This window comes from Pedobacter sp. B4419 (assembly GCF_059693725.1).
Window position 1 is genome coordinate 1,640,761 of the sequence record NZ_JCASSL010000002.1, and the last position, 14,947, is coordinate 1,655,707.

General features: G+C 43.6%; 13 protein-coding genes. 11 read left to right on the forward strand and 2 right to left on the reverse strand.

What is annotated here, in order from left to right; all coding sequences use genetic code 11:
• The first annotated feature begins 53 nt into the window (after nt 1-53).
• The 9 genes from AC570H_RS18565 (at nt 54) to AC570H_RS18605 (ending at nt 7,416) form a co-directional block, all read left to right on the forward strand.
• Complete coding sequence (locus AC570H_RS18565) at nt 54-404, forward strand: cupin domain-containing protein (protein ID WP_497357611.1); 351 nt, start codon at nt 54-56, stop codon at nt 402-404.
• A complete protein-coding gene (locus tag AC570H_RS18570) occupies nt 382-867 on the forward strand; it encodes a GNAT family N-acetyltransferase (protein ID WP_497357613.1) in 486 nt (161 codons plus the stop codon). The genes AC570H_RS18565 and AC570H_RS18570 overlap by 23 nt, the downstream gene beginning before the upstream one ends.
• The gene (gene argC / locus AC570H_RS18575) at nt 864-1,892 is read left to right on the forward strand and encodes an N-acetyl-gamma-glutamyl-phosphate reductase (RefSeq protein WP_497357615.1); all 1,029 of its coding nucleotides are present in this window, start codon (nt 864-866) and stop codon (nt 1,890-1,892) included. The genes AC570H_RS18570 and argC overlap by 4 nt, the downstream gene beginning before the upstream one ends.
• 33 nt (nt 1,893-1,925) lie before the next feature.
• Nucleotides 1,926-2,279, forward strand: a complete 354-nt coding sequence (locus AC570H_RS18580) for a four helix bundle protein (protein ID WP_497357617.1) — start codon at nt 1,926-1,928, stop codon at nt 2,277-2,279.
• Between the two features lie 33 nt (nt 2,280-2,312).
• Nucleotides 2,313-3,443 carry an aspartate aminotransferase family protein gene (locus AC570H_RS18585; protein ID WP_497357619.1) on the forward strand — a complete coding sequence of 377 codons (1,131 nt, stop codon included), beginning with the start codon at nt 2,313-2,315 and terminating at the stop codon, nt 3,441-3,443.
• A gap of 95 nt (nt 3,444-3,538) precedes the next feature.
• Nucleotides 3,539-4,504 carry a Rossmann-fold NAD(P)-binding domain-containing protein gene (locus AC570H_RS18590; protein ID WP_497359170.1) on the forward strand — a complete coding sequence of 322 codons (966 nt, stop codon included), beginning with the start codon at nt 3,539-3,541 and terminating at the stop codon, nt 4,502-4,504.
• 4 nt (nt 4,505-4,508) lie between these two features.
• The gene (gene argB / locus AC570H_RS18595) at nt 4,509-5,342 is read left to right on the forward strand and encodes an acetylglutamate kinase (protein ID WP_497357621.1); all 834 of its coding nucleotides are present in this window, start codon (nt 4,509-4,511) and stop codon (nt 5,340-5,342) included.
• A 135-nt stretch (nt 5,343-5,477) separates the two neighbouring features.
• Entirely contained in the window at nt 5,478-6,287 is an 810-nt protein-coding gene (gene proC, locus AC570H_RS18600) for a pyrroline-5-carboxylate reductase (RefSeq protein WP_497357623.1), read from the forward strand.
• 67 nt (nt 6,288-6,354) lie between these two features.
• On the forward strand, nt 6,355-7,416 hold the full coding sequence (locus tag AC570H_RS18605; protein WP_497357625.1) for a M20 family metallo-hydrolase: 1,062 nt from the start codon (nt 6,355-6,357) through the stop codon (nt 7,414-7,416).
• Between the two features lie 190 nt (nt 7,417-7,606).
• Here AC570H_RS18605 and AC570H_RS18610 read toward each other — a convergent pair whose 3' ends face one another.
• Complete coding sequence (locus tag AC570H_RS18610; RefSeq protein ID WP_497357627.1) at nt 7,607-10,477, reverse strand: S9 family peptidase; 2,871 nt, start codon at nt 10,475-10,477, stop codon at nt 7,607-7,609.
• Nucleotides 10,478-10,654: 177 nt separating this feature from the next.
• Between AC570H_RS18610 and argH the strand changes: the two genes are divergently transcribed.
• A complete protein-coding gene (gene argH, locus AC570H_RS18615) occupies nt 10,655-11,989 on the forward strand; it encodes an argininosuccinate lyase (RefSeq protein WP_497357629.1) in 1,335 nt (444 codons plus the stop codon).
• A gap of 103 nt (nt 11,990-12,092) precedes the next feature.
• Entirely contained in the window at nt 12,093-13,346 is a 1,254-nt protein-coding gene (locus tag AC570H_RS18620; protein ID WP_497357631.1) for a pyridoxal phosphate-dependent aminotransferase, read from the forward strand.
• A 135-nt stretch (nt 13,347-13,481) separates the two neighbouring features.
• On the opposite strand, the gene AC570H_RS18625 is transcribed toward AC570H_RS18620, so the two are convergent.
• A complete protein-coding gene (locus AC570H_RS18625) occupies nt 13,482-14,906 on the reverse strand; it encodes an RtcB family protein (protein ID WP_497357633.1) in 1,425 nt (474 codons plus the stop codon).
• Between the last annotated feature and the right edge of the window lie 41 nt (nt 14,907-14,947).

Genomic DNA, 14,947 nt, shown 5'->3' on the forward strand with positions numbered 1-14,947 from the left:
TTCGAGGTGGAAAATCGGTCTTGATACTTGCTACTAAATACTCGATACTAAAGATGAACGAAGTCCTTTCAAAAGACAACTGTTTAAGCCACTACAAATGGGGCAACAACTGCGATGGCTGGAATTTGGTTAACGGCGAGGATGCAGTAGTCAAACAAGAATTGATGCCTGCCCAAACTGCCGAGAAACTACATTTTCATACCTATGCTACACAGTTTTTCTTTATCCTGAAAGGACAGGCTACTTTTTTAATCGAAGGAGAAACAAGCGTGGTGAATGCGCAAGAAGGCATCCAAATCAAAGCGGGGCAACAGCATAAAATAACAAATGCTACCGCAGCTGATTTAGAATTTATATTGTTCTCTTATCCATCAACCCAAAATGACAGAACAGACTGTGAGTAATATCGAAATCAAACAAATTGACAAAACAGAAGCTAACCTCGTGGTTGGGCTGTTCAATCAATACAGAGTATTTTACAAGCAGTTCTCAGATATAGGGATGGCTCAGGCTTTTATCAATGAGCGTTTGCAAAACAACGAGTCGATTATTTTTGTAGCAATGGATGCCGAATTAGAACAACCGGTTGGTTTTACGCAGTTGTATCCTAAATATTCGTCTGTAAGATTGGTGCAAAACTGGATATTGAACGATTTGTATGTAGACGAAGCCTATCGCAAGCAAGGCATTGGCGAAAAACTGATCAAGGCCGCAATGGATTTTGCCAAGGCAAAAGGCTCAAAATTTGTGCAGCTGGAAACAGCGGTTGACAATTATACCGCACAAAGTTTGTACGAAGCCATCGGATTTGAAAAACAAGAACCAGAGACAGATTTTCTGCTCTATAAAATTGAAGTAAACTCATGACAAATCATATAAGTGCTTCCCCTTCAGGGAGTAAAGGGGTTAAAGCAGGTATAATTGGTGGCGCAGGTTACACAGGTGGCGAATTGCTGCGTATTTTGGTGAACCACCCACAGGTAGAAATTGCTTTTGTGAATAGCAGTAGCAATGCAGGCAATCTGATTTCGGATGTACATACCGATTTACTTGGCGATACCGATTTGAGGTTTACCAGCGAAATTCCGCAAAATATTGATGTACTATTTTTATGCGTTGGCCATGGAGATGCAAAGAAATTTTTAGACGCCAATCCGATTAACGAAAGCATCAAAATCATCGATCTGTCGCAAGATTTTAGGTTAACTGCCAACTCAAAACTGTCAACTGTCACTACCGAACGCCAGTTCGTGTATGGTTTGCCAGAACTGAACCGCGATTTGATTAAGACTGCGAAGAATATTGCCAATCCGGGTTGCTTTGCTACTTGCATCCAATTGGGATTATTGCCATTGGCGGCCAAAGGCTTGCTGAACAAAGAAGTACACATCAACGCCACTACGGGTTCAACCGGTGCCGGACAAAGCTTGTCGGCCACTTCACACTTCAGCTGGAGAAACAACAACCTTTCTATTTACAAAGCATTTGAACATCAGCACCTGAATGAAATTGGTGAAAGCCTGTTGCAATTGCAACCATCGTTTACCGAAGCCCTGAATTTTATCCCACAGCGTGGCGATTTTGCCAGAGGCATTTTGGCTGCTATGTATGTAGAAAGCGACTTGACTTTGGAAGAAGCGCAACAACTTTATGAAGATTATTATAGCGGACATCCGTTTACACATGTAAGCAAAAAGAACATCGACCTGAAGCAGGTGGTAAATACCAATAAAGCTTTGGTCCATGTAGAAAAACACGGCAACAAACTGTTTGTCATCAGTATTATCGATAACCTGCTGAAAGGCGCCAGTGGCCAGGCCGTACAAAATATGAACTTGATTTTTGGACTAGAGGAAACTCTGGGGTTGAAATTGAAAGCAATAGGGTTTTAGTTGAAAGTGAAAAGTCTAAAGTGAAAAGTTGAGATGCAGAATTATAAAGATTTATTGGTTTGGACAAAAGCACATGAACTTACACTTAAGATTTATAAAACCGTAGCAACTTATCCAAAAGAAGAAACTTACAGCTTGGTGAGCCAATTAAAACGGGCTTCGATATCAATTGCAACAAATATTGCAGAAGGTACTGGCAGATTTTCTCAAAAAGATTTAGCTCATTTTTTACAAATGGCTTTGGGATCTTGCCATGAAGTAGAATACCTATTGTTATTATCTAAAGATCTTAACTTTATTAATGAAGAATTATACCCAATACTAGAAAAGGAAGTCAACGAAATAAAAGCAATGCTCATCTCATTGATTAAGAAAGTTAGACTTTAAACTTTCAACCTTTCACTTTTAACTTTTAAGAAAATGAACTTATTCGACGTATACCCACTTAACGATATAGAAATTACAAAAGCCCAGGGCAGCCATGTTTGGGATGCCAATGGCCAACAATATTTAGATTTGTATGGTGGCCATGCCGTAATCTCCATCGGACATACTCATCCGCACTATGTGCAACGCCTGAGCGACCAATTGAGCAAGGTTGGCTTTTATTCCAACTCTGTTAAAATTCCTTTGCAGGTGCAATTGGCTGAGAAATTGGGCCAAGTTTCTGGCAAGCCTGACTACCAATTGTTTTTATGCAACTCTGGCGCCGAGGCCAACGAAAATGCCTTAAAATTGGCATCGTTTTATAACGGACGTAAAAAAGTGATCGCTTTTAAAGGTGCCTTTCACGGACGTACCTCATTGGCTGTTGCCGTTACCGATAACCCGAAAATTGTAGCTCCGGTAAATGAGAACAGCAATGTGATCTTTTTGCCACATAACAACGAGGTGGCTTTAGAAGAAACCTTTAAAGCACAGGGCCATGAAATTGCTGCAGTAATTATCGAAGGTATTCAAGGCGTGGGCGGCATTAAAGAGGCTTCAAAAAGCTTTCTGCAAAAAATCCGTTCGCTTTGCGACGAGTATAATGCCGTTTACATTGCCGATAGCGTTCAATGTGGTTATGGCCGTACCGGTTTGTTCTACTCGCACGATTACGCAGGTGTAGCAGCCGATGTATACACGATGGCTAAAGGCATGGGCAATGGCTTTCCGGTAGCGGGAATTTCGATTGCGCCTAAATTTAAGCCTTGGCATGGCGAACTGGGAACTACCTTTGGTGGCAATCATTTGGCTTGTGCAGCAGCTTTGGCTGTGCTCGAAACCATGGATCAAGATCAGCTGATGAAAAACGCCGAAGAAGTAGGCAATTACCTGATCACCGAACTCAAAAAATTTGAACAGGTGAAAGAAGTTCGTGGCCGTGGCCTAATGATCGGTATCGAACTGCCGGAAGAATTGGCGCATGTAAAAAAAGATTTGCTGTTTAAGCACTTCATTTTTACCGGCGAAGCCAAACCTAACGTTATCCGTTTATTACCAGCTTTAAACTTAACAAAAGCACACGCAGACGAGTTCTTAAATGCATTTCGTCAATTAGTAAAGTAATATTTAAAATGACTCGTCACCCCGGACTCGATCCGGGGTCTTACTCGAGAGAGATGCTGGATCAAGTCCAGGATGATGATAAAATAAGATTTAACATGAAACTCTTCTCTTCCGTTCACGATGTCCCCGACATTAAGCAGTTTGTAAATGATGCGCTGGCATTGAAAGCCAATCCTTATGCACATCAGTCATTGGGCAAGAACAAGACTTTAGGCCTGGTTTTTATGAATCCAAGCTTAAGGACTCGCTTGAGCACGCAGAAAGCGGCCTTGAATTTGGGCATGAACGTAATGGTCATGAACATGGACAAAGAGGGCTGGGCATTAGAAACGCAAGATGGCGTAGTGATGAACGGCACTACTGTAGAGCATATCCGTGAAGCCGCAGCCGTAATGGGCATGTATTGTGACATTCTCGGTTTGCGTTCTTTTCCAAAGCTGCACAACCGTGAAGAAGATTACAGTGAAGACTTTTTCAATAAGTTTGTAAAGTACTGTGCAGTACCGGTAGTAAGCTTGGAGAGTGCTACGCGTCACCCATTGCAAAGTTTTACCGATCTGGTGACCATCCACGAAACCTGGACCAACAAAGGCACTAAACCTAAAGTGGTTCTGGCCTGGGCACCACATGTAAAGGCTTTGCCACAAGCCGTTCCAAACTCCTTTGCCGAGTGGATGTGCAAGGCGCAGCAAGAAGGTATGATCGATTTTACCATTGCACAACCGGAAGGCTACGAACTGTCGGAAGACTTTACGCCAGGCGCAAAAATTGTGTACGACTTGGAAGAAGCCCTGGCCAGCGCAGATTATGTGTATGTAAAAAACTGGAGCAGCTATAAAGAATACGGAAAAGTGTTAACTTACCCAGATGGCTGGATGATGAACAACGAAAAGCTCAAACTGACCAATAATGCCAAAATAATGCATTGTTTGCCGGTTCGCAGGGATTTGGAGCTGTCGTCAGAAATTTTGGACGGACCAAATTCATTAGTGATCCACGAAGCCGGAAACAGGCTTTGGGCTGCACAAACGGTATTAAAGGCAATGTTAGAAAAGTTATAAAAATATGAAAACCCAACTCACTGTCATCAAAATTGGAGGAAACGTAATCGATAACTCCGAAAATCTACATCAGTTTCTGTTAGATTTTACGGCGTTGCCCGGTGCGAAAATTTTGGTGCATGGTGGCGGTAAAATTGCAACTGAACTCGGCCAATCATTAGGCCTAGAAGCCCAGATGATTGAGGGTCGCCGTGTTACCGATATCGAAACCCTACGGATCGTAACGATGGTTTATGCCGGACTGATCAACAAAAATATGGTGGCGCAGCTACAGGCCAAAAACTGCAATGCCATAGGGTTAAGCGGTGCCGATGGCAATGTCATCAAGGCCACAAAACGTCCAAAAAAGACAGTGACCTACGGAACGCCTCCGGGGCCATTAGCAGGTGCTGTAATCGATTATGGCTATGTGGGCGATTTGGATGAGCACTCGGTGTCCTCAACAACTTTAGCCAGCCTGATCGAAGCCGGACTGGTTCCGGTATTGTGTGCCATTACACACGATGGCGATTCACAATTGCTCAATACCAATGCCGATACCATTGCTTCGGCTGTTGCCGTTGCCATGTCTGGCCTCTACGAAACCCAACTGGTTTATTGCTTCGAGAAAAAAGGAGTGCTTAAAGACATCAATGATGAAGCTTCAGTTGTAAGAGAAATCAAGGCTGAAGCATTTGCTGGCCTTAAAACCGATGGCACTGTTGCCGGAGGCATGATCCCCAAATTGGAAAACGCATTCGATGCCATCAAGAAAGGCGTAGGTGCTGTTTTCATTGGCAAAGCTGACGAGCTCCCCGAGTTGGCAACGGGCCTTTTCGGTACCAAAATGTTGCCATAAATTATAGACCTTGTTGCCAAGGGTTTGGGGATGCTTAAAAAGGATCTCCAATAATCTTGCACATTCTGTTTTGCAGCCAAGGCTGTAACAACACCATTGAAAATTCACCTAAAATTATATTCTAAACAAAATGACATGAAACAAATAGCCATTATCGGAAGTGGAAACATTGGTTTGTCGTTGGCCAAAGGCTTGGTCAAAGCAAACTTCGTACAAGCGGAAAACATTGCCTTAACCCGTCGCAACTTAAGCCATTTACAGCCCTATCAAGAAGCAGGGTTTCAGATCAGCAATGATAACCCCGGTGCCATTGCAGGTGCAAGCATTGTAATCTTGGCGGTATTGCCCCAACAGTTAAATGCGGTTTTAGATGAAATCCAACCCACTATCGATCCGGCTAGACATTTGGTTATTTCTGTAATTTCTGGCGTTAGCTGTGCAGCCATTAAAGAAAAATTGGGTGCCGATGTAGAAGTAGTGAGATCTATGCCTAATACGGCCATCGCCATTGGCCAATCCATGACCTGTATCGCGAGCGATAATGCTTCGGCCAGCAATTTGGCAGAAGTTACCCGCATGTTCGAAACCGTAGGTTCGGTAGTTAAAATCAACGAAGATTTAATGACCTCGGCTACAGCCTTGTGTGCTTGTGGCATTGCCTTCTTTTTAAGGGCAATCAGGGCGGCTTCGCAAGGTGGCGTAGAAATTGGCTTCCATGCCGATGAAGCTTTAAAAATGGCCGTTCAGACAGCCAAGGGGGCGGCCGATTTGCTTTTATTGCACAAAACACATCCAGAATCAGAAATAGATAAAGTAACTTCGCCCAAAGGTTGTACCATTGCAGGGCTTAACGAAATGGAACATAACGGTTTCAGCTCATCGTTAATAAAAGGCATTAAACTCTCGGCCCTTAAAGCTGGAAATTTGTACACCAAAGAAGGATAAATTTTGATAATCACTGGTTCGTGCTGTCAATCTTGATACTCGATACTAGCTACTCGATACTAGAATTATGTTAGAAAATATACAACAAGAAAGCCTGGAGCTCCTGCGGCAATTGATCCGCATCCAGTCTTTCAGCAAGGAAGAAGACAAAACGGCTGAGCTAATTGTACAGTTTTTGGAAAATAAAGGCGTTAAGATCCATCGGAAGCTCAACAACGTGTGGGCCTATAACCAACATTTCGATCCGGCAAAGCCAACGTTGCTGTTAAATTCGCATCACGATACCGTAAAACCGAATTCGGGCTATACCCGCGATCCCTATGATGCAAGTATTGAGGGCGATAAGCTGTTCGGCTTGGGCAGCAACGATGCAGGAGGCTGTTTGGTTTCCTTAATTGGTACTTTCCTTTATTTCTATCCGCAAACCGATCTGAAATACAACATCTGCCTGGCGGCAACAGCCGAAGAAGAAATATCTGGCAATAACGGACTGGAGCTGGTTTTACCTGATTTGGGCAAATTAGAATTTGGTATTGTAGGCGAACCTACTGAAATGAATCTGGCCATTGCAGAGCGTGGTTTGTTGGTGCTGGATTGCGTTTCGCACGGAAAAGCAGGTCATGCGGCGCGTGAAGAAGGTGAAAACGCAATTTATAAAGCGCTAAAAGACATCGAATGGTTCAGAAATTACCAATTCCCTAAGGTTTCGGAGGTTTTTGGTCCGCTAAAGATGACCGTAACCATTATCAATGCAGGCTCGCAGCATAACGTAGTACCGGCTACCTGTACTTTTACCGTTGATGTGCGCGTAACCGATTCTTATACCAATGAAGAAGTGCTCGAAATTATTCGTGCCAATGTTGATTGCGATGTAACACCGCGTTCTATCCGTTTAAAGCCTTCGTCTATTGACAAAGACCATCCGGTAGTGAAAGCGGGAGTAGCCTTGGGCCGTACCACTTATGGCTCGCCAACTACTTCTGACCAAGCATTGCTCGATATCCCATCTGTAAAAGTTGGTCCAGGTTTCTCTGGCCGTTCGCACATGGCCGATGAGTTCATCTATGTGCGCGAAATTGCCGAAGGAGTTGCTGGTTATATAGAAATGTTGAAGCCCGTAGTCCTTTAAGACGATTGCGCCATCGTTGGTGTTCTTCACCAACGATTTAGGTGAGTACCTATAAAAGCTTGTTGGTGAAGAACACCAACAAGTGCTCTAGCAACTAATCTGTCCCCCTTTGGAGGGGGCAGGGGGAGGAAAGCCTACAACTACAAATAACAAAAAGCCCCGAGAATTTCTCGGGGCTTTTTGCATTTCATTAGTTTTCCGGAGCTTCCTCAAAAGCCCTGGCTTCTAAATGTTTTTCCATATCTAATCGGTTTACACCTTTGCTCCACCATTCGGGAGCCGGTTTGCCTTTTAGCATATAATCGAAATATTCTAACATGCGTACCGCATAATCCTTGCGGTTCGGCAGTTTGGCAATACCATGGTTTTCGCCTCGGTAGGTAATCATGACCACAGGTTTGTTCAACCTTCTTAAACCGTTATAGTATTCGATGCCTTGGGTAAAATCAACGGCTCCATCTTTATCATTGTGCAAGAGCAATAGAGGCGTTTGTACTTTTTTAATGTGATAGACTGGCGAGTTGCGCGCAAAGGCATCCCAGTTATCCCAGTAACCTGGAGTTAACCTGCCTTGGCTGGCCTCAAAAATAGCCTGGTTGGTACCACCGCTGTTCCAATAGATCAAACTGTACATGCTGATCATGTTGGTTAATGGCGCACCAGCAGCGGCGGCTTTAAAAATGTTGGTTTGGGTGATCAAGAAAGAAGTCTGGTAACCACCCCACGAGTGGCCATGGATGGCTACATTTTTCTCATCAACAATACCAGTGGCAATGGCGGCTTTAACCGCTGGCACCACACAGGCTACTGCCGACATGCCCGGATCATTCAATTTATATTTGATATCTGGTTCAAGAACCGCATAACCATTGCTCAAGTATACAGCCTTGTTAAATCCGCCGCCAGGGAAACTAGGCATGGCATAGTTATTAAGACCATCGGTTAGACGTTCGTAAATGTAGGTAATGGTAGGATAAGATTTTCCAGCAACATAGTTAGCCGGTAAGTACAAAGCTGCCTGCAAAGTATCGCCATTGGCGCTTACATAATCGATGAGTTTTACACCCGATGTCCATGCATATTTGGCTTGGTCTGGCGTATTGGTGTTTACCTGCTTAGGTGAAGCCAAGTTGCTGGCATTGCTGGCAAATACAATTGGCGATTGCGCAAAATTGCTCTTGGTATACACAAAGGTTTTGGCGCTTTCGGCCTTGGCAAAACTGCCATAGGCGTTATCGTCCATAAACAAAACTTCGATTTTGTTTTTTCCTGCTGGCAAATAACCGATGCCACCTTTTTTGTCTTTGTCGTTAAACACGCTAAAATATTGGTCTTTGCTCAGGTCAGTTCCCTTTTCATCAGCATAAATGCGCAAACGACTAGCTACTTCTCCTTTTTTGGCCTTCCAGTCTGAAAGTGCTGTCACACTTTTACCGTCGGCACTGATTTTCCATAAATCGTAGTTGTCTTTGATCAGTGCGTATTTCGAATCGCTAGACCAGCCGAAGCTTTGGGTAGCGGGTTTGCTTACGTTGTGGTCATCTAACTGATCGATAAATGAAGCCTTGATATTGCCAGTTAAGTTGGCACTTTTTCCGGTTTCAAAATCGATGCTATAGAAAACGCCATCGTTGTAATAGCTGGCTATTTTGCCGTTTGGTGCTACGGATAAGCGACCGCCGTTGTAAAGTTTCTCGAACAAAAGTTTCTTGGTACCCGTTTTAAGATCGATTAGATAAATGTCGATATAGCTTTGGCCATCTAAATTGCCCATCAATTCGTATTTAGAATTGTCGTAGCCAATGGCATAAAGTTGTTTAGGCGCTACCATTACCGAACGCATATTACTATCGGCCAATTGAACAAATTTTTTGTCGGCCACGCGGTAAGAACTTGTATAGCTGAAGTTTTTATCGCGCATTTCCTGAGTCTGCTGTGCCGACTGCAGGCGTTTATCTTGCCAGTTCCAAATGATCATATCTGGTTTCTCGATATCCTCTTTTTTAGGCTCAGGCTTGGTCTCTGGCTTCACTTCTGGTTTGGCTTTGGCCGTGGTATCGGTTTTGGCCTCAGGTTTTTTATCGTCTTTCTTTTCTTCTTTTTTGTCGCCCTTCTTATCTAAAGTATTGATGCCGAAAAATAAGGTACTTTGGTCGTCAGACCAGTAAGGGCTAGCGTTGGTATTGATGCCCATGCCTTTAGGGAAAGTGGTGTCGTCAATGCCGTTGTAGATTGTTTTGGCAGTTAAGTCGCCATTGATTTTATTGATCCCGATAATGCTGTACACATCATCTTTATATTTTTCGTTTTTATTGGCTTTTAAAAGCGCGAATGCGGTGCCGTCTTCGTTCCAGTTGATGCTTTTGTAGCTGGCTTTGTCATTGTCTAAGGCGGTGGTTAAACCGGTTTTCATATCCCTGATAAAAACACCATTTCCGTTTTGGCCATTCGCGTCAACGGTGTAGGCCAATTTATCACCGGCTTTGTTAAATGCATATTCAGAAACGTTGCCCAAATTGAAGCTTTTTTTGGTGGCAAGATTGTATAGCAATACATCGGTACCTTTGGCTGCATCCTTGTCTTTAGGTGCCGTTTCGAGCGCAGCAAACTGGATAGCAATCCATGATGGCAGTTCGCCCGAAAAGCTAAAGGTTCTTACGCGATCGAAAGAAGTTTCCTTTTTATCGGCCAAAGAAACGATGGTTAATTTATCATACAAAGGCTTATTGGTTTTGCGGGCTGCTTTTGCTTCGGCATCTTTAGCCGAAACCTTAAAAGCCGCATATTTTGAATCCTTCGAAAAGGCAAGGCTGTTTGCCGTAGCTCCAATGGGATAAGAATAATTTAGCGTATCCATCGTTTTGCGGATGGTCATTTTAAGATCGCCTTCGGTTGGCCCACTAGCCCAGGCAAACCATTGGCCATCAGGAGATAGCGCGCTGCCTCGGTTGTACGACCACTTGGACACATCTTTCCAGGTAAGTGCCGGCTTTTGCTGTGCATGCACGTTTTGTGCAAAAGCGACGGTCAAAATAAAGAGTAAAAGTTTTAATTTCTTCATAATTAAGGTTTTGATTTTGCTAAAATAAGATTTTCGCCTGAATAAGAACTATGCCATTCTGGTTAATTTGCAATTTTGTTGCGTTTGCCTCCCTGTCTGCCTTTATTCCTTATTCTGTTGTATTTATTGTATTTTTGCAGCGAGTAATTTTAGCAATAGCGATAATAGACAAGCGAAATGAAGATCTGGCAAAAGAATATTGAAGTAAATAAGGGAATCGAAGCTTTTACAGTAGGCAAAGACCGAGAACTGGATTTACAAATGGCTGCATTTGATGTGTTGGGCTCATTGGCCCACGTAGAAATGTTGGCCAGTATCAATTTGCTAAGTGCCGAAGAATTGGCAACAGTAAAAGCCGGATTAAAAACCATTTATGCCGAAATCGAAGCGGGCCAGTTTACCATTGAAGACAGTGTGGAAGACGTGCACTCGCAGGTAGAATGGCTATTAACGCAGCGTATTGGTGAAGCAGGCAAGAAAATACACAGCGGCCGTTCGCGTAACGACCAGGTGTTGGTTGATTTGAAACTGTATTTCAGGTCGTGCATCCAAGAAATGGTAAGCAATACCGAAGCTTTGTTTTCGCAATTAATCGAACTGAGCAATACCCATGCAGCCAAATTATTGCCGGGTTATACGCATTTGCAAATTGCCATGCCTTCTTCTTTTGGCTTGTGGTTCGGCGCTTATGCCGAGAGCTTGGCCGATGACATGGAGCTGATGCTGGCCGCTTATAAAGTTTGTAACAAAAACCCATTGGGATCTGCTGCGGGTTACGGCTCGTCGTTCCCGTTAAATAGAACCATGACCACCGAATTGTTGGGCTTCGAAAAGCTGAACTACAATGTGGTTTATGCGCAGATGGGCAGGGGCAAAACCGAACGAATTTTGGCGCAGGCGATGTCGGCTGTAGCTGCAACCTTGGCTAAAATGGCCATGGATGTGTGTTTGTTCATTAACCAAAACTTTGGTTTCATCAGCTTTCCGGCCGAGTTGACGACGGGTTCGAGCATTATGCCCCACAAGAAAAACCCTGATGTTTTTGAGCTGATCCGCTCTCGCTGCAATAAAATTCAGGCTTTGCCTAACGAAATTGCCATGATGATTACCAATTTGCCATCGGGCTACCACCGCGACCTGCAGCTGCTTAAAGAAAACCTTTTTCCGGCTATCGTATCGCTTAACGAATGCTTGGAAATGACGACGTTCATGTTGCAAAATATTACCGTAAAGGACGATATCCTGAACGATAAAAAATACGATTACCTGTTTAGCGTTGATGTGGTAAATGATTTGGCCTTAAATGGCGTACCGTTTAGAGAAGCTTATAAAATAGTAGGCGAAACGATTGAGAATGGTACATTTGAACCTAAAAAGCAGCTTAATCATACACACGAAGGCAGCATCGGCAATTTGTGCAATGCCCAAATCGAAGAGATGATGAACGAAGTATTGAGCCAGTTTAAATTTGGCAAAGTAAAAACGGCAATAGAAAAATTGCTGAGCGAATAATTATTATGCGTCATTCTGAACTCGGTTCAGAATCTATTTTCAAGGTGGATCCTGAATTAAATTCAGGATGACGAGTTGAATATATAACAAAAACCAAAATAAAATGAATGTATCAGTATTAGCGAACACGCTTATCGGCTCGGAGATTATCAAAATCGGAAATGAAGTAAACGAGCTGAAGCGAAAGGGTGCCCAAATTGCCAATCTGACCATCGGAGATTTTGATCCGTCTATCTTTCCGATCCCAGAAGCATTAGAAACCGCTATTGTAGATGCCTATCATCAAGGACACACCAACTATCCGCCAGCAGATGGTATTCTGGCTTTGCGCGAAACCATTACAGGTGTTTTGGCCGATCGTTATCAATTAGATTATACCGTAAAAGATATTTTGGTAGCAGGCGGTTCACGTCCCTTGATTTATGCTACTTACCTGGCTTTGATCGATCCGGGAGATAAAGTGATTTACCCTGCACCATCATGGAACAACAACCACTATTGTCACCTTTCTTCGGCCAAGGGGATAGCTGTTGAAACGACTGTAGAAAACAACTTCATGCCTACGGCCGCCCAACTGAAACCACATTTAAAAGGTGCTACTTTGTTGGCTTTATGCTCGCCATTGAATCCAACTGGAACCATGTTTACCAAACAGCAGTTGGAAGAAATCTGTGATATTGTGATTGAAGAAAACAATTCACGTGCTGCCGACGAAAAGCCTTTGTACATCATGTACGATCAGATTTATTCGTTGCTTACTTTTGGCAAGGAACATGTAAATCCAGTGAGCTTGCGTCCTGAATTGAGAGACTACGTAATTTATATCGATGGAATTTCGAAATGCTTGGCTTCAACAGGCGTACGCGTAGGTTGGGCGTTTGGGCCAGAGGTGATCATCAATAAAATGAAATCGCTTTTAGGCCATATTGGTGCCTGGGCGCCAAAAGCAGAGCAAGTAGCTGTTGCGGGTTATTTCAAAGACAAAGCAAAAGTTGATGGGTTTTTGGGCGATTTCAAAACCCAGATCCAAGCGAGTTTAGATGCACTGTATAATGGCTTTCAAAAGCTGAAAGCTGATGGCTTCAACGTTGACGCAGTTGTGCCGATGGGTGCCATCTATTTGACTTTAAAAATCGATTATATTGGTAAAACTACACCAGCAGGCGATTTGCTAAAAGATAGTGCCGACGTAAATTTCTATTTGATCAGAGAAGCGCAAGCAGCTCTGGTGCCTTTCTCAGCTTTCGGAAACGAAGATCATATGCCTTGGTTTAGGGCTTCGATAGGAGGCTGTTCTTTGGCTGATATCAACAATATGATTCCTCGAATTGCCGATGCGTTGAGCAAACTAAAATAAATATTATCACTTTGAGCGCATCGGAACGTAATCCTTCGACGAGCTCAGGATGACAAACCAAAAAAAGGCCCCTTCAATTAGAAGAGGCCTTTTGCAATTAAAGAGATCCTAGGTTAAACTAGGATATGAAATTTATTAATCTTCTCTCGAGCCGTCATCGGCCATACGCACCATTTTAGGTTCGAATTTAGCCACTACATCAACCAAGTCGATTTGTGCAGCCATTACCTTATTGATGTCTTTATAAGCCATCGGCGCTTCATCTAAGCCCGCACCAATCAAGGTTACGCCATAATCTTTCAAAATCGCCTTCATTTCTTCACGCGTAATGTTTTGTATGGCTTTAGTTCTGCTCATTTGACGACCAGCACCGTGCGAAGCTGAGTCGATGGCTGTTACATCACCTTTGCCTCTCACCAAGAATCCTGGAGCGGTCATGCTTCCGGGAATAATCCCCATCACGCCTTTACCGGCTGGAGTTGCCCCTTTTCGGTGGACAATTACTTCTTCGCCATCTAAAGTTTCTTTCCAGGCAAAATTATGGTGGTTCTCTACACGAGCCAATACCGTAGCGCCCATCGCCTTAGTCAATTTGTTATGGATGATTTCATGACAGGCCGAAGCATAATCGCCCGCCAAGTTCATGGCCAACCAATATTCTTGACCTTCGGCTGTATTTAAATCCAAATAAGCCAAGTTTGAGGCCTCCTTAGGCAATTTACAGGTCTCTTTGGCAATCTTGGTGTAATGACCAGCTATCGTGGCGCCTAGGCCCCTAGAACCCGAATGTGTCAACAAGGCTACATATCTTCCTTTGTCGATGTTCAATGCCTCATCTCTTTCAGCAAATTCGATCACACCCCATTCCACAAAATGGTTACCACCGCCCGAGCTTCCCAATTGGCTCCAAGCTTTTTCGTGCAAGTTTTTTAAGAAAGGCGTAGCGTTGAAAGCATCATTTTCCAATACCTCATGTTCGGCGCGCTCTCGACCCCTAAAGCCATGACCAGCACCAAACTTGGTATGGGCAATCAATTCGCGCTTGTATTGCGCCTCTGCTCCAAAATAATGTGCTTCTGGAATATCGAAAATGCTCAAGGCCATTCGGCAACCGATATCAACCCCTACGCCGTAAGGAATAATGGCATTATGGGTAGCCAAAACACCGCCAATAGGCAAGCCGTAACCTTGGTGTGCATCGGGCATTAAAGCCCCAGCAACGGTAACAGGCAATCGCATGGCAATGTTCATTTGGTTACGGGCACCTTCTTCTATGTAATCGGCGCCAAATACCGAGTAAGCCTTTTTTTCTCCTAGCAAAGCAATGGTATCATCTGTCGGCGTATTGACTTCTTCGATCATGGCTTTTGCCAAAACACTTAAGATTGGATCATCCAAAAAACTTTCTGGATATTCCTTTACTTTTTTAAACAAGGCCAAGATTTCTGCTGCTGTACTTTCTTCAAAGTCGGCTGCTACAATTTCTAAGGCCAAGCCTAATATTTTCCCTTCGGTAAAACCGATTTCAATCAAGTTTTTTCCGCTTATTGTCGTTTTCATTTTTCTCTCGTTAATCCCCAGCCGGCGTCGCGCCAAGCCGG